Raw genomic sequence first — 23,873 nt, 5'->3', positions numbered from 1 at the left:
AAAACCGCCTCAAAACCGTTGCGTCTGCCGATGGCCAGCGGCCAGGGCGTAGTCGAATCCAGGGTTCATCATTCACCGACGCTGATGGTCAGGCCAGCGGCGATGGCGAAGGGGGTCAGGGTCACCGCCAGGGCGGTGAGGCTGGCCAGCCACAGCAGGTGGCCGGTCGCCGCCAGTCCCTGCAGGGCCGCCTGCAGGGCGCCGCTGCCGAGAATCAGCACCGGGATGTACAGCGGCAGGATCAGCAGCGCCAGCAGCAGGCCGCCGCGCTTGAGGCCCACGGTCAGCGCCGCGCCGACCGCGCCGAGCAGGCTGAGGATCGGCGTGCCGAGCAGCAGCGAGAGCAGCAGCACCGGCACGCAGCGCGCCGGCAGGCCGAGCATCAGCGCCAGCAAGGGAGCGAGCAGGACCAGCGCCAGCCCGGAAAACAGCCAGTGTGCCAGCACCTTGGCGAGCACCAGAAGGGGCAGCGGATGCGGCGAAAGGACCCACTGCTCGAGCGAGCCGTCCTCGAAGTCGCTGCGGAACAGACCGTCCAGCGACAGCAGCACGGCGAGCAACGCGGCGACCCACACCAGGCCCGGCGACAGGGTTTCCAGCAGCTTGCTCTCCGGGCCGACGGCCAGCGGGAACAGCGCCACCACGATGCCGAAGAACACCAGGGGGTTGAGCAGCTCGGCCGGACGGCGGCACAGCAGACGCGCCTCGCGGGTGAACAGCTGGGTGAACACGTTACTCATCGGCGACGCTCCCGGCCAGCGCCAGATCCAGCTCGCGGTAGCCGGCCGGCTTGCGGGTCAGGGTGTGGTGGGTGGTCAGCACCACCATGCCGCCCTGCTCGCAGTGGCCGGCGAGGTGCTCCTCGAGCTGGGCCACGCCGTACTTGTCGAGGGCGGTGAAGGGTTCGTCGAGGACCCACAGCGGCGGCGGGTCGAGATACAGGCGGGCCAGGGCGACGCGACGCTGCTGGCCGGCGGACAGGGTGTGGCAGGGCACGTCCTCGAAACCGCGCAGGCCGACCGCCGCCAGCGCGGACCAGATCGCCTCGCGGCTTTCCATGGTATGCAGGGCGCACAGCCAGGCGAGGTTCTCCTCGGGGCTGAGCAGGCCCTTGATGCCGGCGGCATGGCCGACCCACAGCAGGTTGCGGGTCAGTTCGCCGCGCTGCTCGGCCAGGGGTCTTCCGGCCAGACGGATCTCGCCGGCGGTGGGCTGCATCAGCCCGGCGAGCAGACGCAGCAGGCTGGTCTTGCCGCTGCCGTTGGGGCCGGCGATCTGCAGCATCTGCCCGGGGTGCAGGGCGAAGTCGAGTTGCTCGAAGAGCACGCGCAGATCTCGCTCGCAGGCGAGAGCAACGGCTTCGAGGAAGGGACTGGTCACTGCATGGCTACCCGTCGGCAGAGCGGTCGAAAACATCGCCCGGGCTGTGGCGGGCGGTCGGGGCGCATTATACATGCGCCCCAAAGCGCCGGAGATCGTATTTTCGACAGGTTATGACCAGCTTAAGGAGTAGCTGCGGTGAGTTGTCGCAGCCGCGCTCAGGGCTTGGCGATACGCGGCGCCGACTGCAGGGCGATCAGCTGCTCGATGAAGAACTCCAGATGGCCCCGCGGGCTGCCCGGCAGCGCCCAGCCGTCCACCTTCTCGGCCAGCGCCGCGTAGGCCTGGGCCGCCCGGCTGCGCGGAAATACCTCGAGCAGCGGACGTTGGCGCTGCACGGCGCGGCGCAGCGAGTCGTCGAAGGGGATGGCGCCGACATAGTCGAGCGACACCCCCGGGAGCGTCTCGCTCAGGCGCAGCAGCGACTCGTGCAAGCCCAGCCCTTCCTGCTGGGCGAAGGTCATGCTGGCCAGCAGGCGGAAGCGGCTCATGCCGTAGCGGCGATTGAGCCGGCCGATCAGCGCCAGTGCATCGGCCTGCGCGGCCGGCTCGTCGTTGACCACCAGCAGCGCCTCACTGGCGGCGTGCAACAGGGTGGTCACCGCCGGGCCCATGCCCGGCGCACAGTCGATCACCAGCACCTCGGGCAGCTGCGGCAGGCTGCCGAAGGCCTGGATCAGTCCGGCCAGCTGACGCATGTCGGGCTCGCCCGGCGCATCCACGGCGGCGGAGCCGGCGATCACTTGCACGCCGCCGGCACCGGCGCTCAGCGCCTCGGCCAGCCGACAGCGGCCGGCCAGCACGTCCTGCACGGTGTAGCGCGGCGTCAGGCCGAGGGCCACGTCGACGTTGGGCAGGGCGAAGCTGGCGTCCAGCAGCATCACCCGCCGACCACGCGCCGCCAGCGCCCAGGCCAGGTTGATCGCCGCCTGGGTCTTGCCGACACCGCCCTTGCCGCTGGCCACGGCGATCACCTGCGCGGCGCGTATCTGTGCCGGCCGCGCCCTCACAGGAAATCTCCTTCCTCGTCGTCGCGCCGGCCCATGCCGTACTTGCGCATCTTCTCCACCAGGGTGGTGCGGCGTACCCGCAGGCGCTCGGCGGCACGCGCCACCACCCCGCCGGCCTCGTCCAGCGCCTGCTGGATCAGCGAGCGCTCGAGGCCGTTCAGGTAGTCCTTGAGGTCCAGACCGCCGACCGGCAGCAAAGCCGGCACATCCAGCCCGGGCAGCGCCCCGGGGGGCGCAACGGCGGCGCCCTGCCCGACCGCGCCCTCGCTGGCGAGGACGATCTCTTCGTCGATATGACGGAATTTCTTCGGCAGTTCGCTGACGCCGATCACCCCGTAGGGATGCATGATCGCCAGACGTTCCACCAGGTTGGCCAGCTCGCGCACGTTGCCGCGCCAGTCGTGGCGACACAGCGACATCAGCGCCGCCGAGCTGAAGCGGATCGAACCGCGCTTCTCGTGCTCCATGCGCGCGATCAGCTCGTTGAGCAGCAGCGGGATGTCCTCCACCCGCTCGCGCAGCGGTGGCAATTCGATGGAGAACTGGTTGAGCAGGTAGTAGAGATCGTCGCGGAAGCTGCCGTCGGCCACGCGCTGCTCCAGATCATGGCGGCTGGCGGCGATCAGCCGCACGTCCACGGCCCGCTCGAGGTCGCTGCCCAGTCGCTTGAAACTGCCCTCCTGCAGCGCGCGCAGCAGGCGTACCTGCAGCTCGGCCGGCAGGTCGGCGACCTCGTCGATGAACAGGGTGCCGCCGGCGGCCAGTTCGAGGCGGCCGCGACGACTGCTGATCGCGCCGGGGAAGGCGCCCTCCTCGTAGCCGAACAACTCGCACTCCAGCAGCTCGGGCTCGATCGCGGTGCAGCTGAAGGGCACGAAGGGAAACTCGCGGCGCGCCGAGTGGTAATGCAGGTTGCGCGCCACCACTTCCTTGCCGGTGCCGGCCTCGCCCAGCAGCAACACGCCGACCTCGGTACCGGCCACCTGCTGCATCTCCTGGCGCACCTGGAGGATCGCCCGGCTGGTGCCGACCAGACTGCGGAACAGGTTGGACTCGCGCTGCAGGCCGCGCTCGCGGGCCGTGTCGTAGACCTGCTGATAGACCTGGGCACGGTGCAGCGAATCGAGCAGCTGGTTGTAGCTCGGCGGCATGTCCAGACGGGTCAGCACGCGGCGCCGCAGGTCCTCCGGCCACTCGAACGTGTTCTGCTCGCCGAGCAGCAGCAGCGGCAGGTTGGCCGCCGTGACGCCCAGTTGCTTGAGCAGACGCGGCGCGCCGCCCTTGCTGTCGACCTGGCCGAGCAGCACGCAGGACAACTGGGCCTGCGTCTCCTCCGCCAGGCCTGCGGCCAGGTCGGCGCTGGCGCAGCTGCTGCAGGCTTCGCCGAGGAACTCGAAGATCACCGCCAGGTCATGGCGCCGCTGTGAATTGTCATCAATCAGGAGAATTCGCGATTCACGCCACATGATCGGCCCGGGGCAGAAAGGAAAACTGGAGGGCCCGCGACAGCGACTGTCACGGGCCCGGCGCTGGCAGTAAAGCCAAAACACCGTCGCCAGTCAATTTTATGACGCGAATTTCAAAACGCCATCACTTCCTGCACCCCACGCTCTACGGCGCGACCTTCGGCGCTCCGGCCGCCGCTTCGTCGTCATCGTCGCCCTGCGCAGCCACCCCGCCCTGCTCCGCCGGCGGCGCTTCGCCGGGCTCGACGGCGGCCGTCGCCGTGGCCGCCGCGGCGGACGAGCCGGCCATCGCCAGCGGCACGGCCCGATCCAGCGGCGCCTCGTCGGCCGGCTGACGCGCCTGCCCCGGCTGCGGACGCACGCGCCAGACCAGAATCAGCGCGCAGCCGGCGATGAACAGGTAGAGCAGGCCGGGTCCGGCGTAGTTCATCAGCTCGCCGGCGATCAGCGGCCCCACGCAGGCGCCGATCCCGAACACCACCAGCAGCATGGCCGACAGGGCGACGCGGCGCTCCTGCTCGACATGGGCGTTGGACAGCGCCACCGCCAGCGGATAGAGCGAGAACAGCAGCAGGCTGACCACGAAGCCCAGCGCCAGCAGCGCCGGCAACGGCATGTCGGTGAGCAGGCCGAGCGGCACGCAGGCCAGCGCCAGCGCCAGGGAGATCAACTGGATCAACAGACTGCGGTCGAAGCGGTCGGACAAGCGGCCGAGCGGCGCCTGCACCACCAGACCCGCGAACACGCAGGTACCCATGAACAGGCCGACTTCCCGGGTGCTCAGGCCGAGACCTTGAGCGTAGATCGGCCCCAGGCCGTAGAAGGCGCCGAGGGTCAGGCCGGCCACCGCCACGGTGGTCATCGACTGCGGCACCCGCTTGAGGAAGAAGCGCGGCTCCAGCGGCGCCGGCTTGAGCGGCGAGGGGTGGATCTGCCGGGTGGTGGCCACCGGCACCAGGCACAGCGCGAAGCACAGCGCGACCATCAGCAGCGGCTCGAGGCCGAGGCCCGGGCGCACGGTGAGCACCAGCTGGCCCAGGGTCAGGCCCAGGTAGCAGGCGGCCATGTACACCGAGAACACCCGCCCGCGCTTGTGCGGTTCGGCCTTCTCGTTGAGCCAGCTCTCCACCACCATGTACTGGCACATCATGCCCAGGCCGATCAGGAAGCGCAGCACCATCCAGGCCGGGATCCAGTCGAGCAGGCCGTGGCCGATCACCGCGGCGGTGACCACCCCGCCGGAGGCGACGTAGGCGCGCACGTGGCCGACCTGGCTGATCAGCCGATGGCCGAACTTGCCGCCGAGCACCAGGCCGGCATAGTGCGCGGCCATCAGCCAGCCGGCCTGGTCGGCCGCCCCCTCGGCGGCCAGGCGCAGCGCGATATAGGTGCTGAGCAGGCCGGAGCCGAGCAGCATGATCAGGGTCGCGGTGTACAACGCGGGGAAGGCGAACATCGAACGGGGCATGCTTCAGCTCCAGCAGGCCGGAACAGCGGGAACGCGGCGGCCGGGGCCACCGCGCGCTTGGTCAGAGCGCAGCCAACTGGCGGCGCTCCCAGGGGGTGATCTCTTCGAGAAAGTCGGCGAGCTCGAGGCTCTTGGTCGCCAGGTAGCCCTCGATGAACTCCTCGCCGAACAGTTCGCGGGCCAGCGCGCTGCGCTGCAGGCGGTGCAGCGCCTCGTTCATGCTGGTCGGCAGCCGCAGGGCGTCGGGCACCTGGAACTCGCCGTGCGCCGGCAGGCTCGGCTGCACGCCGCGCACCAGCCCGTACAGGCCGGCGCCGAGGCTGGCGGCCAGGGCCAGGTAGGGGTTGGCATCGGCGCCCGGCAGGCGGTTCTCCACCCGCCGCGCCTCCGGGCCGCTGGCCGGCACGCGCAGGCCGGCGGCGCGGTTGTCGTAGGCCCAGCAGACGTTGTTCGGCGAGGCGTAGGGATGCGCCAGGCGATGGTAGGAATTGACGTTGGGCGCCAGCAGCAGGGTCAGCTCGGGCAGGCCGGCCTGCAGGCCGCCGATGAAGTGGGCGAAGGCCGCGCTCGGCTCGCCGTTGTTCTCGCTGAACAGGTTGCGCCCGGCCTCGTCGACCAGGCTCTGGTGGATGTGCATCGAGCTGCCCGGCACCTTGCCCAGCGGCTTGGCCATGCACACGACGATCAGCCCGTGGCGCAGTGCCACCTCGCGCAGCAGGTGCTTGAACAGGAAGGTCTGGTCGGCCAGGCGCAGGGCGTCGCCATGCGGGAAGTTGATCTCGAACTGGCTGGTACCCATCTCGTGCATGAAGGTGTCGCGCGGCAGGCCGAGCGCCGCCATGCAGCGGTAGACCTCGGCGAAGAACGGCCGCAGGCCGTTGGCGGACGACGCGGTGAAGGCCGAGGCGCCGATCTCGCGGCGGCCATCGCTGCCGATCGGCGGCAGGAAATCGTCGCGCGGATCAGCATTGGGGGCGAACACGTAGAACTCCAGCTCGGTGGCCACCACCGGGCGCAGGCCCAGCTCGGCGTAGTCGGCCAGTACCTGGCGCAGCAGGCCGCGCGTGGACAGCGCGCACGGCCGGCCATCGAGATCCAGCGCATCGCAGATCGCCAGCGCGCGCGGCGTGTCGCTCCAGGGCAGGCGGTGGATCTGCTGGGCATCGGCGTGCAGCGCCACATCGCCGTCGTCGCAGCCGTAGAAGCGGGTCGGCGGGTAGCCGCCCATCAGGCACTGCAGCAGCACGCCGCGCGCCATGTGCAGACGGCGCCCGGACAGGAAGCCCTCGGCGGTCATGGTCTTGCCGCGCGGAATACCGTTGAGGTCCGGCGTCACGCACTCGACCTCGTCGACCCCCGCCAGGCGCTCGGCGAACTGCAGCAACTCTTCCGGGCTCTTCATCGTTTCCCTCCCCCAACTCCTCGGCATCGATGCCCTGCATTCCGTAGGGTGGGTCAGGCCGCAGGCCGTAACCCACCAACCGGCCGGCAGGCCGGCCAGGGGACGCCGTCGGCATCCCTGGCCGGTTATGCCGCTACGCGACTCACCCGCCCTACGCATCCGTCCAGCTCTACCGTGCAGAATCTCTCACCCGTCGTGCAGAATTTCAAGCAGCCTCAGCCCCCTCCCGCGGCGCGCTGCGCGCTCTGCGCCAGGTCCTGCAATTCGCGGTTGGCCACCGCGTACACGGCGTAATCGCTGGCGTTGGTGGCGCGCAGCTCGGCGAGCAGATGGCGCCAGCGCGCCACCAGCGGCTGGTGCTCGGTCAGCCAGTGCTTCAACCGCTCGTCGAGTTCCTGCGGGCCCTCGGCCATCTGCAGCACCGAGATGGTCAGGGCGCGCTGCTGGGCGTCCAGTTCGTCGCGCAGCGACTCGCGGGCCAGCGCCTGCCAGTTGTTCTCCACCGGCAGGGCGTTGAGCTGCTGCAGGTACCAGCCCAGCTCCAGTTCGGCGGCCAGGGCGTAGTAGCAGGCGGCCACCTGCATCGGCGCCTGGCCGGTGACGTCGGCAGCGTCGATGATCGGCAGCAGGGTGTAGAGGTCGCCGCCGGCGGCCATCTGCCGCGCCAGCTCCACCGGCGCCCCGCCCGCCTCGAAGCGTTCGCGACGCGCCTGCCAGGCGGCGTGCACCGGCCCCTCGAGCAGCTCCTCGAGATTCTCGGACAGCGCCTTGACGCTGGGCGCGAAGTGGGCGACATCGCGGGCCAGGTCGAGGTCGCCGCGGCGGTTGCGCAGCAGCCAGCGGGTGGCGCGCCGGCCCAGGCGCATTAGCTCCTCCATCAGCTTGAGCTGCAGGGTGGGGTCGATGCGGTGGTCGAGCGCCTCGATCTGCCGCCACCAGTAGGGCAGCTCGAACAGGTCGCGCACCACCACCCAGCCCGCGGCGATGTGCGCCGGGGTCAGGCCGGTGGACTCGTTGAGGCGCTGCACGAAGGTCATCCCCATGTGGTCGACCAGGTCGTTGGCGATGCGCGTGCTGACGATCTCGCGGCGCAGGCGATGGTGCTCCATGGCCTGCGGGAAGCCCTCGACCAGCGGCGCCGGGAAGGCCTGGTGCAGCTCGTCGAGCAGGTAGGCGTCGTCGACCAGGGTCGAGTGCAGCAGGGTCTCCTTGAGATCGAACTTGCTGTAGGACAGCAGCAGCGCCAGCTCCGGCCGGGTCAGCACCTGGCTCTGGCCCTGCGCGACCCGCGCGGTGAGTTCGTCGTCGGCGGGCAGGAACTCCAGCGCGCGGTCGAGACGGCCACGGCTTTCCAGATCGGCCATCAGCCGGCGGAACTCGCCGAGCCGGCCGTGGACATGGCGCTGGGCCAGCGACAGCGCCTGCACCTGGCGGTAGCTGATATTCAGCACCAGGCCGGCCACCGCCTCGGTCATCTCGCGCAGCAGCTCGTTGCGTTGCTTGAGGGTCAGATCGCCGGCGCGCACCACCTCGCCGAGCAGGATCTTGATGTTGACCTCGTGGTCCGAGCAGGTCACCCCGCCGGCGTTGTCGATGAAGTCGGTGTTGCAGGCGCCGCCGCCGAGGCAGTACTCGACGCGGCCGAGCTGGGTCATGCCCAGGTTGCCGCCCTCGCCGACCACCTTGCAGCGCAGCTCGCGGCCGTTGACCCGCACCGCGTCGTTGGCCTTGTCGCCGACGTCCATGTGGCTCTCGCGGCTGGCCTTCACGTAGGTGCCGATGCCGCCGTTCCACAACAGGTCGACCGGCGCGCGCAGCAGCGCACCGATCAGCTCGTTGGGGGTGAGGTGTTCGGCGTCGAGGCCTAAGCGCTCGCGCATCTGCGCGCTGATGGGGATGCTCTTGGCGCTGCGCGGATACACCCCGCCGCCTTCGGAGATCAGCGCGGCGTCGTAGTCGGTCCAGTTCGAGCGCGGCAGATCGAACAGGCGCTGGCGCTCGGCGAAGCTGGCCGCCGGGTCGGGGTTGGGGTCGAGGAAGATGTGCAGGTGGTTGAAGGCGCCGATCAGTTGCAGCTTGTCCGAGCGCAGCAGACCGTTGCCGAATACGTCGCCGGCCATGTCGCCGATGCCGACCACGGTGATCGGCTGCTCCTGCACGTCGACGCCGCGCTCGCGGAAGTGGCGCTGCACGCCGACCCAGCCGCCGCGCGCGGTGATGCCCATGCCCTTGTGGTCGTAGCCGGCCGAGCCGCCGGAGGCGAAGGCGTCGCCCAGCCAGAAGCCGTAGTCGGCGGACAGCGCGTTGGCGATGTCGGAGAAGGTCGCCGTGCCCTTGTCGGCCGCCACCACCAGGTAGGGATCGTCCTCGTCGTGGCGCACCACCCCGGGCGGCGGCTGCACCTCGCCCTCCACCAGGTTGTCGGTGAGATCGAGCAGACCGCTGACGAAGATCCGGTAGCAGGCGATCGCCTCGGCCTGGATCTCGTCGCGCGTGCCGCCCACCGGTAGGCGGCGCGGCACGAAGCCGCCCTTGGCGCCGACCGGGACGATCACCGCGTTCTTCACCTGCTGGGCCTTGACCAGGCCGAGCACCTCGGTGCGGTAGTCCTCCTCGCGGTCCGACCAGCGCAGGCCGCCGCGCGCCACCTTGCCACCGCGCAAATGCACGCCCTCGACCCGCGGCGAGTAGACGAAGATTTCGAAGCGCGGCACCGGGCGCGGCATCTCGGTGATCTGCCGGGGGTCGAGCTTGAAGCTCAGGTAGTCCTTGGGCCCGCCGCCTTCGTCGCTCTGGTAGAAGTTGCTGCGCAGGGTGGCGCGCACCAGCTCCAGGTAGCGGCGCAGGATGCGGTCCTCGTTGAGCACCTGGACCCGCTCCAGGGCGCCGAGGATCGCCTGCTCCAGGCGCTGCTGCTTGTCCTTGAGCGCCTCGGCGGACAGCTTGCGCGCCAGGTAGAAGCGGGTCTTGAACAGGCGCACCAGCCCGCCGGCGATGTCGGCGTGGCTGTTGAGCGTGGCGGCGATGTAGCCCAGATCGAAGCCCAGGCGGATCTGCTTGAGGTAGCGGCCGTAGGCGCGCAGCAGCGCCACCTCGCGCCACGGCAGGCCGGCGCCCAGCACCAGGCGGTTGAAGCCGTCGTTCTCGGCATCGCCGCGGACGATGTGCAGGAAGGCGTCCTGCAGGATCCGGTCGAGCTGGGCGAGGTCGACGTCGATGCCCTCGGCGGTGGCCAGGCTGTAGTCGTGCACCCAGAACTCGCGGCCGTCCTGGCGGCGCAGGCGGAAGGGGAACTCGCCGAGCACGCGCAGGCCGAGGTTCTCGAGGATCGGCAGCATGTCCGACAGCGGCAGCGGCGTGTCGGCGTGGTAGATCTTGCAGTGCAGCTGCGGGCCGCGCTCCAGCGGCGGGCGGTAGAAGCTCATCGCCAGCGGCCGCTCCTCGGACAGCTCGAGCAGATGGCGCAGGTCGATCACCGCCATGTGCGGCTCGAAGCGCTCGCGGTAGCCGGCCGGGAAGCCGTCGGCGAAGCTCGCCCGCAGGTCGGTGCCGCGCGCCTCGCCGAAGGCCTCGAGGAGCAGGCTGGCGCACTCGTCCTGCCAGCTGCGGCAGGCCTGGATCACCTCCTGTTCGAGGCGCTGCGGATCGACCTCCACCGGCGCGCGCGGATCGACGCGCAGGATGAACTGCACGCGCGCCAGCACCGACTCGGAAAACTCGGTCCAGAACTCGCTGTCGCTGGCGCCCAGGCGCTGGCGCAGCACCCGCTCGATCTTCTGCCGGGTATCGGTGGAGTAGATCTCGCGCGGCACGTAGACCAGGCAGTAGCAGAAGTGGCCGAACGGATCGCGGCGCAGGAACAGGCGCAGGCGACTGCGCTCCTGCAGCTGGACGATGGCCACCGCGGTGGCGATCAGCTCCTCCACCGGAGTCTGGAACAGGTCGTCGCGCGGCAGCACCTCGAGCACCTGGACCAGGCTCTTGCCCAGGTGCGCACTGGACTCGAAGCCCGCGCGGCGCTCCACCTCGGCGACCTTGCCGCGCACGCAGGGGATGGTATGTATGCTCTCGCGGTACACCGGCGAGGTGTACAGGCCCATGAAGCGGCACTCGCGCAGCAGCTGACCGCCTTCGTCGAACTGGCGCAGCGACACGTAGTCGGGATAGGCCGCGCGGTGCACCCGCGCCGGCTGGTCGGCCTTGGCGAACGACAGCAGACAGGGCGCGCGCAGCCAGGCCAGGGCCTGCGCCGACACCCAGCGCTGCGCCTCGCTCAGGTCGACGCGCAGACGCCGCGACAGGCCGAGCAGCGAGGCCTCGTCGTAGACCAGCAGGCCGCTGCCGTCGGCCTGGGTCTCGACGGTGAACTCCTCGTAGCCGAGGAAGGTGAAGTGGTTGTCCAGCAGCCACTCCAGGAAGGCGCCGACCTCGGCGCAATCGGCCTCGCGCACCGCGGCGCAGGACGGCTGCAAGCCGGCCAGCAGGGCGCGCACGCGCTCCTGCATCGACCCGAAGTCGCCGACCGCCAGACGCACGTCGGCGAGCACCTCGTGCAGCGCCTTGGCCAGCATGTGCTGCTCGCCGGCGCTGGCGCAGCGGTCGATCTCCAGGCTGATCAACGCCTCGCGGCGCACGTCGGGGCCGTCCGCGCCCGGCTCGAGCAGTTCGAGCAGTTCGCCGCCGGCGCCGCGGCGCAGGCTCAGCACGCAGTTCTGCAGGCTGTGCACGGCGTGGCCGCGGCGGCGCAGCTCCATGTGCAGCGAGTCGACCAGGAACGGCATGTCGGGGTGCAGCATCTGCAGCACGGTGTGCGGCGACTGCCAGCCGTGGCGCTCGTATTCGGGACTGAACAGCACCACCTGCGGCGCCTGCGGATCGAAGCGCTGGAGCATCGCCCAGGCCGACAGGCAGCAGCCGGCGAGGTCGACCAGGCGGCGCTCGGTCAGCTCCTCGACGCCGACGCTGGCGAAGAACTGGCGGGCGAACAGGCTCACTTGATCGAGCGCCGCCGCGCCGACCTGGCGGGCCAGCACCTCGTGCAGCTGGCGGTGGAAATCGTCGCGATCGGCAGCACTGAAGAAGCCCATAGATCCTCCATTTTTTTTGTCGTAGAGGCGAATGCATGGGGCGACGCGCCCCTGCGGAGCCGCCCGAGGCCCCGCCCAGGCATTGGGGCGATCGCCCTGCCGCCTCATCTCACGTTAGTCGAGCCGGGGGCAGATGCATTAAAGTGTGAGGCTATCCGGCGCCTCCTGCCGGCCATCCCCGACCGAGTCACGACATGCCCCATCGCGACGCCCTGATCGCCCTGCGCCAGTACCTTTCCAGCCAGATCCTCGGCCAGGAGCGGCTGGTCGAGCGCCTGCTGATCACCCTGCTCGCCGACGGCCACCTGCTGGTCGAGGGCGCCCCGGGGCTGGCCAAGACCAAGGCGATCAAGGATCTCGCGGCCGGCCTGGAGGCCGAGTTCCACCGCATCCAGTTCACCCCCGACCTGCTGCCGGCGGACATCACCGGCACCGAGATCTACCGCCCGGAAACCACCAGCTTCGAGTTCCAGCAGGGGCCGATCTTCCACAACCTGGTACTGGCCGACGAGATCAACCGCGCCCCGGCCAAGGTGCAGTCGGCGCTGCTCGAGGCGATGGCCGAGCGCCAGGTCAGCGTCGGTCGGCGCACCTTCAACCTGCCGCCGCTGTTCCTGGTGATGGCCACGCAGAACCCGATCGAGCAGGAGGGCACCTACCCGCTGCCCGAGGCGCAGCTCGACCGCTTCCTGATGCACGTGAAGATCGGCTACCCCGACTCCACCGTGGAGCGGCGCATCCTCCAGCAGGCGCGCGGCGAGGCGATCGCCGGCGAGGCGCAGCCCGAGCAGCGGGTCAGCCAGGAGGCGATCTTCAGCGCGCGCCGCGAGATCCTCGGCCTGTACATGGCCGACGCGGTGGAGGAATACCTGGTGCAGCTGATCATGGCCACCCGCACACCGGCCCGCTTCGATGCCGAGCTGGCCGAGTGGATCGCCTGGGGCGCCAGCCCGCGCGGCTCGATCGCCCTCGACCGCTGCGCGCGCGCGCATGCCTGGCTGGCCGGGCGCGACTTCGTCAGCCCCGAGGACATCCAGGCGGTGCTGTTCGACGTGCTGCGCCACCGCATCATCCTGACCTTCGAGGCGGAAGCCGCCGGCATCGACCAGGACCGCGTGGTGCAGCGCATCCTCGACCTGGTCGCGGTGGCCTGAGGCGCCTCATGCACACCGACCTGCTGCCGCCGGGGGTGATGGTCAGCCTCGCCGAACTGCTGGAGATGCGCCATCGCCTGGACGAGGTGCAGCTGTTCTCGCGTCCCGGCCAGCGCAGCCCGCTGATCGGCCTGCACCACTCGCGGCTGCGCGGGCGCGGCGTCGACTTCGACCAGGTGCGCGTCTACCAGGCCGGCGACGACGTGCGCAACATCGACTGGCGGGTCACCGCGCGCACCCGCGAGCCGCACACCAAGCTGTTCCACGAGGAGCGCGAGCGGCCGGTGTTCCTGCTCGTCGAACAGAGCCCGCGGCTGTTCTTCGGCAGCGGCCGCTGCTTCAAGTCGGTGCTCGCCGCGCAGACCGCCGCGCTGTTCGGCTGGGCCGCGCTGGCGCACAACGACCGCATCGGCGGCCTGGTGTTCAGCGGCACCCAGAGCAGCGAGATCCGTCCGCGGCGCAGCAAGCAGAGCCTGCTGCAGCTGCTCGGCCGCCTGGTGCGCGCCAACCATGCGCTCGCCGCGCCGCCGGCCGCGGAAAGCAGCGCCGAGGGCCTCGGCCAGGCGCTGCGCCGCGCCCGCGAGGTGCTGCGTCCGGGCAGCTTGGTGCTGGTGATCTGCGACGAGCGCGCCCTCGGCGATGTCGCCGAGCAACAGCTCGCCCTGCTCGCCCGCCACTGCGACCTGATCCTCCTGCCGCTCTCCGACCCGCTCGACCACGCGCTGCCGGCCGCCGGCCTGCTGCGCTTCGCCGACGCCCACGCGCGCCTGGAGCTGGACACCAGCGACGTCGAGCTGCGCCAGACCTGGCGCGAACGCGGCGCCGCCCGCGTGCAGCGCTGGCAGCGCCTGGCGCAGAAGCTCGGCGTGCTGCTGCTGCCGCTGTCCACCCAGCGCGAGCTGATCGACCAGCTGCGCGAACTGGTCGAGCCGCAGCAGCCGGCGTCCCACGGGGCGCCGTCAATATGAACCCGCTCGACCAGCTGGCCCCGCCGCTGTTGCCGCCGCCCCCGTCCTTCTGGCCGCCGGCGCCCGGCTGGTGGCTGCTCGCCGCCCTGCTGCTCGGCACCCTCGCCGCGCTCTGGCTGCTGCGCGACCGGCTGCTGGCCTGGTCGCGCCGGCGCGCCCCGGTCGCCGAACCGGCGCCCGACCTCGAGCCGCAGCGCCAGGCCGCGCTCGACGAACTCAACCGCCTGCCGCGCCCCTACCAGGGCGCGCCGGCCGGTCCCTGGCTGCAAGCGCTCAACGGCCTGCTCAAGCGCCTGTGCCGCGCCCGCTACCCGGACAGCCACAGCCACACCATGAGCGGCCGCGCCTGGCTGGCGTTCCTCGACAACCGCTGTCCGGCCGCCGGCCTGACCCGCTGGATGATCCTCGTGGAGGGCACCTACCGCGCCGACTGCCGCCTGGACGACAAGGCCATCGACGGCCTGCAGCAGGCGGTGGAAACCTGGATCCGCAAGCATGCTTGAGTTCGCCTGGCCCTGGGTCGTCCTGCTCGTGCCGCTGCCCTGGCTGCTGCGCCTGCTGCTGCCGGCGGCCGACAGCGGCGAGGCGGCGCTCAAGGTGAGTTTCCTCGACGAGCTCGAAAGCCTCGCCGGCCGCCGCGCCCGCCCGCGGCTGCCGGGCTGGCGGCGCCAGGCGCCGTTCGCCGTGCTGTGGCTGCTGCTGGTGCTGGCCGCCGCCCGCCCGCAATGGCTGGGCGAGCCGCTGCCGCTGCCGACCAGCGGCCGCGACCTGCTGCTCGCCGTGGATGTCTCCGGCTCGATGGACTATCGCGACATGCAGTGGCAGGGCGAGACGGTCAGCCGTCTGACCCTCGTGCAGCAGCTGCTCGGCGAGTTCGTCGCCGGACGCACGGGCGATCGCCTCGGCCTGATCCTGTTCGGCAGCCGCGCCTACCTGCAGGCGCCGCTGACCTTCGACCGCCACAGCGTGCGCCAGTGGCTGGAGGAGGCGGCGATCGGCATCGCCGGCAAGAACACCGCCATCGGCGACGCCATCGGCCTGGCCGTGAAGCGCCTGCGCCAGCAGCCGGCCGACAGCCGCGTGCTGATCCTGGTCACCGACGGCGCCAACACCGGCGGCGAGGTGGCGCCGCTGACCGCCGCGCGGCTGGCCGCCGGCGAGCAGGTGACCATCTACACCATCGGCATCGGCGCCGACGCCGAGCAGGCCGGCGCGGTCGGCCTGTACGGCCTCAACCCCGGCATCGACCTCGACGAGCCGCTGCTGCGCGCGGTGGCCGCGGCCACCGGCGGCGAATACTTCCGCGCCCGCTCGCAGGACGAGCTGCGCGCCATCGCGCAGACCCTCGACCGTCTCGAGCCGGTGACCCAGGCGCCGACCACCGTGTACCGCGCCACTCCGCTGTATCCCTGGCCGCTGGGCGCGGCGCTGCTGCTCAGCCTGCTGCTGGTGATGCACGACCTCTGGCCGAACTGGCCGCAACGCCTGCAGCGGAGGCGCAAATGAGCGAGCTGCTGCCCCACCTCGCCCGGCCCGCCTGGCTGCTCCTGCTGCCGCTGGGTGCCTGGCTGCTGTGGCGCCTGTGGCACCGCAAGCAGCGCCTGGGCCGCTGGCAGGTGCTGCTGCCGCCGGCTTTCCAGCCCTGGCTGCTGACCGGCGGCCGCGGCCAGCAGAACCGCCGGCCCTGGCTGCTGCTGGGCCTGGCCTGGCTGCTCGCCCTGCTGGCGCTGCTCGGCCCCGGCTGGGAACACCAGGAGCAGGCGGCGCAGCAGCGGGGCGATCCGCTGGTGGCGATCCTCGAACTGACCCCGACGATGCTCGCCGAGGACCTCGCCCCCACCCGCCTGGAAGTGGCGCGGCGCAAGCTGCTCGACCTGCTCGCCGCGCGCGGCGAGGCGCCCACCGCCATCGTCGTCTACGCCGGCAGCGCCCACGTGCTGGTGCCGCTGTCCAACGACCTGGCCACCGCGCAGAACCTGCTGGCCGCCCTGAAGCCCTCGCTGATGCCCGTGCCCGGCCGCCGCGCCGACCTCGCCGTGCAACGCGCCCTGGACCTGCTCGACCAGGGCGGCAACGGCCAGGGCCGCCTGCTGCTGCTCGCCGGCGAACTCGATCCGGTCGAGCAGGCCGGCATCCGCCAGGCCCTGGCGCGGCGCGACAACCCGCTTTTGCTGCTCGGCGTCGGCACCCCGTCCGGCGCGCCGATACGCCTGGAGGACGGCGGCTTCCTGCGCGACGCCGCCGGCGGCATCGTCCTGCCGCGCCTGCCCAGCGAGCAGCTGGCGGCCTTCGCCGCCGACCAGGGCGGCGGCTACAGCAACCTGCGCCTGGACGACGGCGACCTCAAAAGCCTCGGCCTGCTCGGCGCCGGCGGCGCCCGCCGGGAACGCAGTGGCCAGTCGAAGACCCTTGCCGCCTGGGCCGACCAGGGCCACTGGCTGCTGCTGCCGCTGCTCCTGCTGGCCGCCTGCGCCGGCCGGCGCGGCTGGCTGTTCGGCTTCGCCGCGCTCTTGATAACCCCGCCGCCGGCCTACGCCTTCGAGTTCGCCGACCTCTGGTGGCGCGCCGACCAGCAGGGCCGCCGCCTGCTCGAGGCCGGGGAGCCGCAAGCGGCGGCGCAGCGCTTCGACGATCCGCAGTGGCGCGGTATCGCCCACTACCAGGCCGGCGACTACGCCGCCGCCGCCACCGCCTTCGCCGCGGGCGACGACGCCGCCGCCCACTACAATCGCGGCAACGCCCTGGCCAGGGGCGGCGAGCTGGAGGCCGCGCTGGAGGCCTACGCCGAGGCCCTGCGCCTGGATCCGCAGCTGGCGCAGGCGCAGGGCAACCGTGCGCTGGTCGAGCAGCTGCTGCGCGACCGCGAGGCCGCCGCCGCAGCCGCCGCAGCCGCAGCCGCAGCCGCAGCCGCGCAGAATGGCGAGAGCGGCCAGCAGGACGCCGGCACGGGCGATCCGGCCCAGCAGGCCGGCACACCGGCGGCAGCGCCGCAGCCCGGCGGCACCCCGCAGGACGAGCCGAGCGCCGAGACGGCGAGCGCGCCGCCCCTGGGCGCCGGCGCGGCCGGCGACGAGGCGCTGGGCAGCGACAGCGCGATGGCGCCCACGCCGATCGCCGCCGACGACCTGCCCGAACAGGGCGAACAACGCCAGGCCCTCGAACAATGGCTGCGCCAGATCCCCGACGACCCGGCCGAGCTGCTGCGCCGCAAGTTCTGGTACGAGCAGCAGCGCCGTCAGGAAAACCGCGATGACCCACATGTTGTTCTGCCGTCCCCGTAGCGCGCGCCGCGCCTGGCTGCTCGCCGCCCTCCTGCTGCTGCTCGGCCGGCCGCTGCACGCCGAGGAGCTGCGCGCCTGGGTCGACCGCAGCGAGCTGGCGGTGGGCGAGATCGTCGAGCTCAACCTGGAGAGCGACGATCCCGCGCCGAGCGGGCGTCCCGACCTGAGCGTGCTGGCGGCGCAGTTCGAGGTGCTCGACACCCGCCTGCTGACCTACCACGACGAGGACAAGGCGCCGGGCGATCTGGACAGCCGCCTGGTGATCGGCCTGCAGCCGAAGATCGCCGGACGCCTGCTGATCCCGCCGCTGCAGGTCGGCACGGCGCGCTCGCCGGCCATCGAACTGCAGGTCAGCGCGGCGCCGTCGGTGGCCGCGGTCAGCCAGGCGCCGGTGTTCATCGACGCCAGCCTGGACAGCGACAATGTCTACGTGCAGGCCCAGGCCATCCTCACCCTGCGCGTCTACCACTCGGTGCCGCTGTACGACGACAGCCGCCTGGACCCGCTGGAGATCGCCGATGCGCGGGTCGAGGCGCTCGCCCCGCAGCACACCTACGAAACCCTGATCGACGGCGTGCGCCATGGCGTGATCGAGACCCGCTACGCGCTGTTCCCCCAGCACAGCGGCGTGCTGCGCATCCCCTCCCTGCAATTCGACGCCACCGCCCTGGATGGCGGCAACGGCGGCGCCCAGCCGTTCGGCCCGCGCAGCGGCCGGCCGGTGCAGGTGCGCTCGCCCGAGCTGATCCTGCGGGTCAAGCCCAAGCCGGCCGACTACCCGGCCGACGCGCCCTGGCTGCCGGCGCGCGTGCTGACCCTCAGCGAGCACTGGAGCCCGGCGCAGGGCACGGTGCGCGTCGGCGACTCGCTGACCCGCAGCCTGCTGCTGCGCGCCGAGGGCCTGGCCAGCGCGCAATTGCCGGTGCTGGACCTGCCGGCGCCGGAGCAGTGGCTACGCCGCTACCCCGAGCAGCCGCGCCTGAACGATCGCCACGGCGAGCACGGCGTGGTCGGCAGCCGCGAGGAAAGCACCGCGCTGGTGCCCACCGCCGCCGGGCGCATCGAGCTGCCGGCGCAGGAAGTGGTGTGGTGGAACACCGTCGAGGACCGCCTGATGCGCAGCCGCCTGCCCGCGCACAGCCTGGAGGTGGAGGAAAATCCGGCGCTGGTCGCCGAGACCCAGCCGGTGCTGCCGGGCGACCTGGCCAGCAGCGAGGTGCGCCTGTGGCCCTGGCAGCTGGCCACCGCCGTGCTCGCCCTGACCACCCTGCTCGGCTTCGCCCTGTGGTGGCGGGCGCGACGCCTGCCGGCGGTGATCCGCGCCGCCGCCATCGGCCCCAGCCCGCGCACCCTGCAGGACGACCTGCGGCGCACCTGCCTGAGCAACGATCCGCAGGCCACCCGCCAGGCGCTTGATGCCTGGGCGCGCCAGCAACCGGAGACCCTGGCCGACATGGCGGCCCGCTTCGTGCCGCTGTCCGACGCCCTCGACGGCCTCAACGGCGCGCTGTACAGCGCCAGTGGCCACTCCTGGCAGGGCGAGGCGCTGTGGCAGGCGATCGGCAGCCTGCCGCCCCCGCCGCAGACCGCCAACGCCCGCCCGCCCAAGCCGGGCTCGCTGCCGCCGCTGTATCCGCGCTGAGCGCGCGACCCTTATCCGGCCTGACTGCAGCGGTCCCGCAACTCCTGCGTCTCCGCCATCAGCCAGTCGCGGAGGATGCGCATCTCCCGCGAGACGGCCAGATCACGGCGGCAGACGAAGTAGTGCTTGCGGTCGGCGGCCACAAAGGTTTCGCCCAGCGGCGATCTCTCAGTAGGTTGTTCATCCGCGACCTGCCCATGCGCCCCCCGGGCTATCGGCAATCCCGCCAGCCTCCTGCCCTGCAGACCTCGCCCCGCGATGACGACGCCCGTGCATGAATGGCTCTTTATCGAGGACACAAAAAACCACAGGGCCACCGAAGTGGCCCTGCGGGTGCAAGCGGGGTCGAAACCAAACGGGCCGACAAAAAGTTTTAATTCGATCCCGCTCGTACTCGTTTTCCCCCGGCACGGATTGCGCCTGTACCGGGAAAAGAAAATCGGATGGTTTGCAGGAGATGGCCAACTAGCCGGGCCAACGCCCGAACTCTTATTTGACCTGGGCAACCTGCGGCTTTATGGACTTCACGCAACCGTGGCGTACTTCCTTGGATGGCGGATATCCATAGAACGAGTTGTAGCACTTGCTGAAATGGCTGGGCGAAACGAAACCGCAGGCAACCGCCACGTCGACGATGGGCAGATCCGAGTGCTGCAACAGGCGGCGACTCTCGGTAATCCGCAATTCGAGGTAGTAGCGAACCGGCGTGGTGCCCAATTGCTCGCGGAACAGGCGTTCGAGCTGACGCTTGGAGCGGCCGACATAGCTGGACAGTTGGTCCTGGCTCAGCGGCTCCTCGATATTGGCGCTCATCAGATTGAGCGTTTCGCGCAGCGGTTCGCTCATCTTCTCGTGCAGCGCCGGCCGCGCCCGCCGGTAGCGCGACTCCTCGAAGGCCAGGATGTCGACCACCCCGTCGACCAGGCCGCGCCCATGCAGCTTGTTGATCCACTCCAGGATCATGTTGAACGCGCCGGTCGGACTCGCCGCCGTCAGGCGATCGCGGTCGACCATGTAGCTCTCGCAGGTGACCTGGCTGTCCTTGGCGATCTCGGCCAGCGCGGCGCGGTTTTCCGGGTGCACGGCGCACTTGTAGCCATCGAGCAGGCCCGCCTGGCCGAGGAACCAGGCGCCATTCCACAGCCCCGACAGCGCGACGCCGCGGCTGTCGGCCACCTGCAGCAGGTGGGTCAGCTCCGGCACCGCGTGCAGCGCGGTGCGCAACCCGCCGCACACCACCAGCAGGTCCAGGCCGTGCAGATCGCGGCTGGCCAGGGCGGCGTTCGGGCAGATGACCAGCCCCAGGTCGCTGGTGACCGGTTCGCCAGTGAGGCTGAAGGTCTTGGTGGTGAAGGCTTCCGACCTGATCAGATTGGCGGTGACCAGGGTATCCAGCGCCTGGGTGAACGCCGGCAGCGAAAAATGCTCGAGCAGCAGAAAGCCCACCCGCGCCTGACGCGGCGACTCCTTGCCGTGCTCGCCCACGAAGCGGAGGTTCTGCCCCTGCATGGCATCGCTGAAGTGCCTTCTGCTGACCATTCCCGGCCCCTTGCAATGTTCTTCTTGTAGCTGTTCCGACCGGGGCGACCGCTCGCCCGCTGGCCGGCGCCCCATCGGCAAGCCGTCTATCTCGCCCCATCCGGGTAGAGGGTGGCACGCCTGGGGCGCGGCCGCCAGCTGTCGGCTTCAGTGCATCAGCTGCGCCTTCGAGCGGAATTCGCGCGGCGCCATATTGAAGAGCTGGCGGAAGCAGCGATGGAATTCGCAACAGCCTGGCCAGGCCAACCCTGGCCAGCTGATCCGAGCGGAAAAGGCGCTGTGGACACCTCCGGGGGCGACCTCGGAGATGGCCACAGCGTTTTACGTTGGCCGCCGTCATGCCTCGGTTGCAGGGCTCCCGGGCGTATCCGCTCGCCGCGACCTGCAGCTTTGGTGGTTCCTGCCGTCGGGGACGTCGCCCCTCTCTGCGACCGATCGTGCAACAGCTGCGCACTCCCGCCAACACGCGTCTGGCGTCGGCGCATCCGCTACCGCCCCACGCAGCCTGAGTACACCCAGCGACAAAACCCCGGGCCCGCAGCGGCAAGCCCGGCGGCGGCGTTTTTTCTACTGTCATGACCTCTCGCTTCTTCCAACAACAACAAGAGATCTGTCATGGCCGGAAAACCTGCAAACCAGCATTCGGGTACCGATAGCGCGGTACCCCTCGATCAACGTCTCAGCCGCGGCTCGCTGACCATGGCCTGGTGGGGCATCTGCAGCGCGATGTTCTACCTGGTGGTCGGCGCCGCGCTGGCGATGGGCTTCGGCACACGCAACGCGATCATCGGCCTGCTGCTGTCGGTGGTCTGCTACGGGGCGATCAACGCGGTGATCAGTCGCTACGCCATCGCCAGCGGGCTGTCGGTGGCGCAGTTCTCGCGGCGCCTGTTCGGCCGCGCCGGCGCCGCGCTGGCGACGCTGCTGTTCAGCGCCACCGCCATCTACTACGCCGCCTTCGAGGGCTCGGTGATGGCGGTGGCGCTCAACCACTACGCCGGCGCGGTGAGCCTCGAGCAGGCCTACCTGATCGTGGTGGTGTACAGCGTGCTGCTGATCTTCGGCCACGCCATGCGCTGGCTGGACAAGCTCAACGGTGTGCTGCTGCCGCTGTACCTGCTCGGCCTCGCGGCGACCCTGCTGATGGCGGTCGACCAGTACGGCTACTCCGCCGCCTGGCTGGAGCTGGCGCCGGAAGGCGGCGCGCCCGCGCACGGCTGGTGGAACTGCTTCACCTACTTCATGGGTGTCTGGGTGCTGATGATGTACACCTGGGACTACGCCCGCTTCGGTCGCCCGGAAGACAGCGACTACCACGCGCGCTTCAACTTCGGCATGCCGTTCTACGCCGTGGCCTTCCTGCTCAACGGCCTGGCCGGGATCTTCCTCGCCGCCACCATCCCCACCGAGGGCGGTGTCAGCGAGGTGTCGGTGGTGCTGTCGATCGTCCAGCTGATGGGTCTCTGGGGCCTGCTGTTCGTCTGGGTCACCCAGACGCGCATCAACACCGGCAACTTCTTCCTCGGCGCCACCAACCTGCAGGCACTGTGCGCAGGCCTCGGCGGCCGCGCACCCTACATGGTCTGGGCGGCGCTCACCGGCCTCACGGTCTACCTGCTGATGCGCTTCGACGTGTTCAGCTACATCCTCCAGGCGCTGGCTTGGCAGAGCATCTTCATCGTCGCCTGGGTGGCCATCGCCCTGGCGCACATCCTCGCCGCCCGCGGGGCGCCGGCGGCCGACGACGCCAGCCTGCCGGCCTTCGACGCTCGTGGTCTGCTGGCCTGGTTCGTCGCAGCGGCGACCGGCATCGTCCTGCTCAAGGCCGGTAACGCCAGCCTGGCGACCTTCTCGGCGCCGGCCACCTTCGTGGTCGCCTTCGCCGGCTACCGCCTGCTGGCCAGCGGCCGCCGCCGCGCCTGGTCGGCCGGCACCGACAGCCTCTGAGCCCGGGGCAGGCACCCGCCTGCCCATCCTCCCCATCACGGAACGCGCCGCCTCCCGGCGGTGCGCTTCCGGTGTGCCCGCAAAACAACGACAACACCCGGAGACACCCGATGCGTCACCCGCTCACCCGCCGCTCCACCCTGCTGCTATGGCCGCTGCTGGCCGCGCCGCTGCTGACCGCCTTCGCCCTGCCGGCCGCCGCCGTGCAGGTCACCGACAACCTCGACCTCGGCGGCGCCATCCGCGGCCGCCTGGACTACGACCCGGACCGCGACATCTCGGAATTCGGTTTCGACACCGCCTTCCTCACCGCCACCTACAGCTCGGACAGCTGGATCGGCGCGGCCAAGTACCGCTTCTACGGCAAGCACCGCCCGTTCGACTACACCGACAAGATCGGCGACATCTCCTTCGCCGAGTACGCCTGGCTGGGCTACAGGTTCGACGCCGAGCGCCAGGTGCAGGCCGGCCTGATGCCGATTCCGTTCGGCCTGCAGCCCTACTTCGGCAGCACCTTCTTCGAGTCGCTGGGCAACGTGATCGGCCTGGAGGACACCCAGGACATCGGCATCAAGTACACCCAGAAGAACGCCGACTGGGACCTGCAGGCCGCCTGGTTCGCCATGCCGGCCGAACAGGGCAAGGGCACCAGCCGCGGCGGGCGCACCTACGGCACCAGCGTGGCGACGGCCGACGGCTACGTGGTCGACGGCAGCGACAACCACGAGGAGAACATCGTCGTCGCCCGCCTGGCGCGCAACCTGCAGCTCGGCGACTGGGCCTCGGAAGTCGGCGTGTCGGCGCTGGCCTCGACGCTGGAGAACCAGGACACCGGCAAGGACGGCGACCGCCGCGCCTTCGCCGTGCACTACCTCGGCCAGAACGGCCCGTGGGGCGTGCAGCTGCTCGCCGCGCGCCAGTCGATGAGCCCGGAGAACCCCGGCAGCGACCGCCTGGTGTCCTTCGGCAGCTTCGACGGCACCTTCAACGTCGCCGCCAAGGGCAACCTGTACGTCGCCGACCTCAGCTACGCCCTGCCCGGCCAGTACGGCTGGTTCTCCGGGGTGAAGTTCTATGCCAACTACAGCCACTTCACCAAGGATGCCAGCGGCTTCGAGGACTCGCAGCGCTTCATCGCCGGCAGCTCGTTCACCTTCGGCCCGCTGTGGATCGCCCTGGAATGGCTGCACGGCAAGCACGACCCGTACATCGGCGGCGGCAGCTACACCCAGAGCCTCGGCGCCGGCGGCAGCGACCGCTGGGAGAACCAGCTGTACAGCAACGTCGGCTACTACTTCTAACCTCTGCCGCATTGCCAACCAAGGCAATCGCATGAACGGTGTAGGAGCGAATTCATTCGCGACTTCGCGACCAGGTCGCGAATGAATTCGCTCCTACAGGGAGGGCTACAGGGCATTTAGCCCACGTAGGTTGGCCTTTTCTGCTTCGTGCGATTGCTCTGGCATCCCCCTTTGCCCCCCTTTCAGGCCAGCCTCGCGCTGGCCTTTTTTTCGTCTGCACCAACGGCA

Annotated in this window: 16 protein-coding genes; 8 read left to right on the top strand and 8 right to left on the bottom strand. The window is 70.6% G+C overall.

The features are described from left to right. Positions 1–68: 68 nt before the first annotated feature. The 7 genes from ccmB to LMJ29_RS17095 form a co-directional block, all read right to left on the bottom strand. Entirely contained in the window at positions 69–740 is a 672-nt protein-coding gene (ccmB, locus tag LMJ29_RS17125; protein WP_229606735.1) for a heme exporter protein CcmB, read from the bottom strand. Beyond that, complete coding sequence (gene ccmA / locus LMJ29_RS17120) at positions 733–1,416, bottom strand: cytochrome c biogenesis heme-transporting ATPase CcmA (protein ID WP_229606734.1); 684 nt, start codon at positions 1,414–1,416, stop codon at positions 733–735. Before ccmA ends, ccmB begins: the two co-directional genes overlap by 8 nt. A gap of 122 nt (positions 1,417–1,538) precedes the next feature. Then, positions 1,539–2,390, bottom strand: coding sequence for a P-loop NTPase (locus LMJ29_RS17115; RefSeq protein WP_229606733.1), 852 nt, complete (start codon positions 2,388–2,390; stop codon positions 1,539–1,541). Then, the gene (locus LMJ29_RS17110) at positions 2,387–3,856 is read right to left on the bottom strand and encodes a sigma-54-dependent transcriptional regulator (RefSeq protein WP_229606732.1); all 1,470 of its coding nucleotides are present in this window, start codon (positions 3,854–3,856) and stop codon (positions 2,387–2,389) included. Before LMJ29_RS17110 ends, LMJ29_RS17115 begins: the two co-directional genes overlap by 4 nt. A gap of 145 nt (positions 3,857–4,001) precedes the next feature. Beyond that, the gene (locus LMJ29_RS17105; RefSeq protein ID WP_229606731.1) at positions 4,002–5,324 is read right to left on the bottom strand and encodes an MFS transporter; all 1,323 of its coding nucleotides are present in this window, start codon (positions 5,322–5,324) and stop codon (positions 4,002–4,004) included. Positions 5,325–5,385: 61 nt separating this feature from the next. Further along, on the bottom strand, positions 5,386–6,726 hold the full coding sequence (locus LMJ29_RS17100; RefSeq protein WP_229606730.1) for a glutamine synthetase family protein: 1,341 nt from the start codon (positions 6,724–6,726) through the stop codon (positions 5,386–5,388). Positions 6,727–6,941: 215 nt separating this feature from the next. After that, positions 6,942–11,813: an NAD-glutamate dehydrogenase gene (locus LMJ29_RS17095; RefSeq protein ID WP_229606729.1), complete on the bottom strand. Its 4,872-nt coding sequence runs from the start codon at positions 11,811–11,813 to the stop codon at positions 6,942–6,944. A gap of 194 nt (positions 11,814–12,007) precedes the next feature. On the opposite strand from LMJ29_RS17095, the gene LMJ29_RS17090 reads away from it, so the two are divergent. The 6 genes from LMJ29_RS17090 to LMJ29_RS17065 are packed head-to-tail and all read left to right on the top strand — an operon-like array spanning position 12,008 to position 18,858. Further along, positions 12,008–12,967 carry an AAA family ATPase gene (locus LMJ29_RS17090; RefSeq protein WP_229606728.1) on the top strand — a complete coding sequence of 320 codons (960 nt, stop codon included), beginning with the start codon at positions 12,008–12,010 and terminating at the stop codon, positions 12,965–12,967. Between the two features lie 8 nt (positions 12,968–12,975). Beyond that, the gene (locus tag LMJ29_RS17085; RefSeq protein ID WP_229606727.1) at positions 12,976–13,935 is read left to right on the top strand and encodes a DUF58 domain-containing protein; all 960 of its coding nucleotides are present in this window, start codon (positions 12,976–12,978) and stop codon (positions 13,933–13,935) included. Further along, complete coding sequence (locus LMJ29_RS17080) at positions 13,932–14,438, top strand: DUF4381 domain-containing protein (protein ID WP_229606726.1); 507 nt, start codon at positions 13,932–13,934, stop codon at positions 14,436–14,438. The genes LMJ29_RS17085 and LMJ29_RS17080 overlap by 4 nt, the downstream gene beginning before the upstream one ends. Beyond that, positions 14,431–15,441 carry a vWA domain-containing protein gene (locus tag LMJ29_RS17075; protein WP_229606725.1) on the top strand — a complete coding sequence of 337 codons (1,011 nt, stop codon included), beginning with the start codon at positions 14,431–14,433 and terminating at the stop codon, positions 15,439–15,441. The genes LMJ29_RS17080 and LMJ29_RS17075 overlap by 8 nt, the downstream gene beginning before the upstream one ends. Continuing rightward, the gene (locus tag LMJ29_RS17070) at positions 15,438–17,216 is read left to right on the top strand and encodes a vWA domain-containing protein (protein ID WP_229606724.1); all 1,779 of its coding nucleotides are present in this window, start codon (positions 15,438–15,440) and stop codon (positions 17,214–17,216) included. Before LMJ29_RS17075 ends, LMJ29_RS17070 begins: the two co-directional genes overlap by 4 nt. Then, on the top strand, positions 17,194–18,858 hold the full coding sequence (locus tag LMJ29_RS17065; protein ID WP_377655859.1) for a BatD family protein: 1,665 nt from the start codon (positions 17,194–17,196) through the stop codon (positions 18,856–18,858). Before LMJ29_RS17070 ends, LMJ29_RS17065 begins: the two co-directional genes overlap by 23 nt. 489 nt (positions 18,859–19,347) lie before the next feature. Here LMJ29_RS17065 and LMJ29_RS17060 read toward each other — a convergent pair whose 3' ends face one another. Next, complete coding sequence (locus tag LMJ29_RS17060; RefSeq protein ID WP_229606722.1) at positions 19,348–20,397, bottom strand: GlxA family transcriptional regulator; 1,050 nt, start codon at positions 20,395–20,397, stop codon at positions 19,348–19,350. 615 nt (positions 20,398–21,012) lie between these two features. On the opposite strand from LMJ29_RS17060, the gene LMJ29_RS17055 reads away from it, so the two are divergent. Continuing rightward, complete coding sequence (locus LMJ29_RS17055) at positions 21,013–22,344, top strand: purine-cytosine permease family protein (protein WP_229606721.1); 1,332 nt, start codon at positions 21,013–21,015, stop codon at positions 22,342–22,344. Between the two features lie 110 nt (positions 22,345–22,454). After that, entirely contained in the window at positions 22,455–23,645 is a 1,191-nt protein-coding gene (locus LMJ29_RS17050) for a hypothetical protein (RefSeq protein WP_229606720.1), read from the top strand. Positions 23,646–23,873: the final 228 nt, after the last annotated feature.

The organism is Pseudomonas oryzagri, from assembly GCF_020831405.1.
Taxonomy (GTDB): Bacteria; Pseudomonadota; Gammaproteobacteria; order Pseudomonadales; family Pseudomonadaceae; genus Geopseudomonas; species Geopseudomonas oryzagri.
The sequence above is the reverse complement of the archived record's forward strand: the minus strand, read 5'-3'. Positions and strand labels throughout refer to the sequence as shown.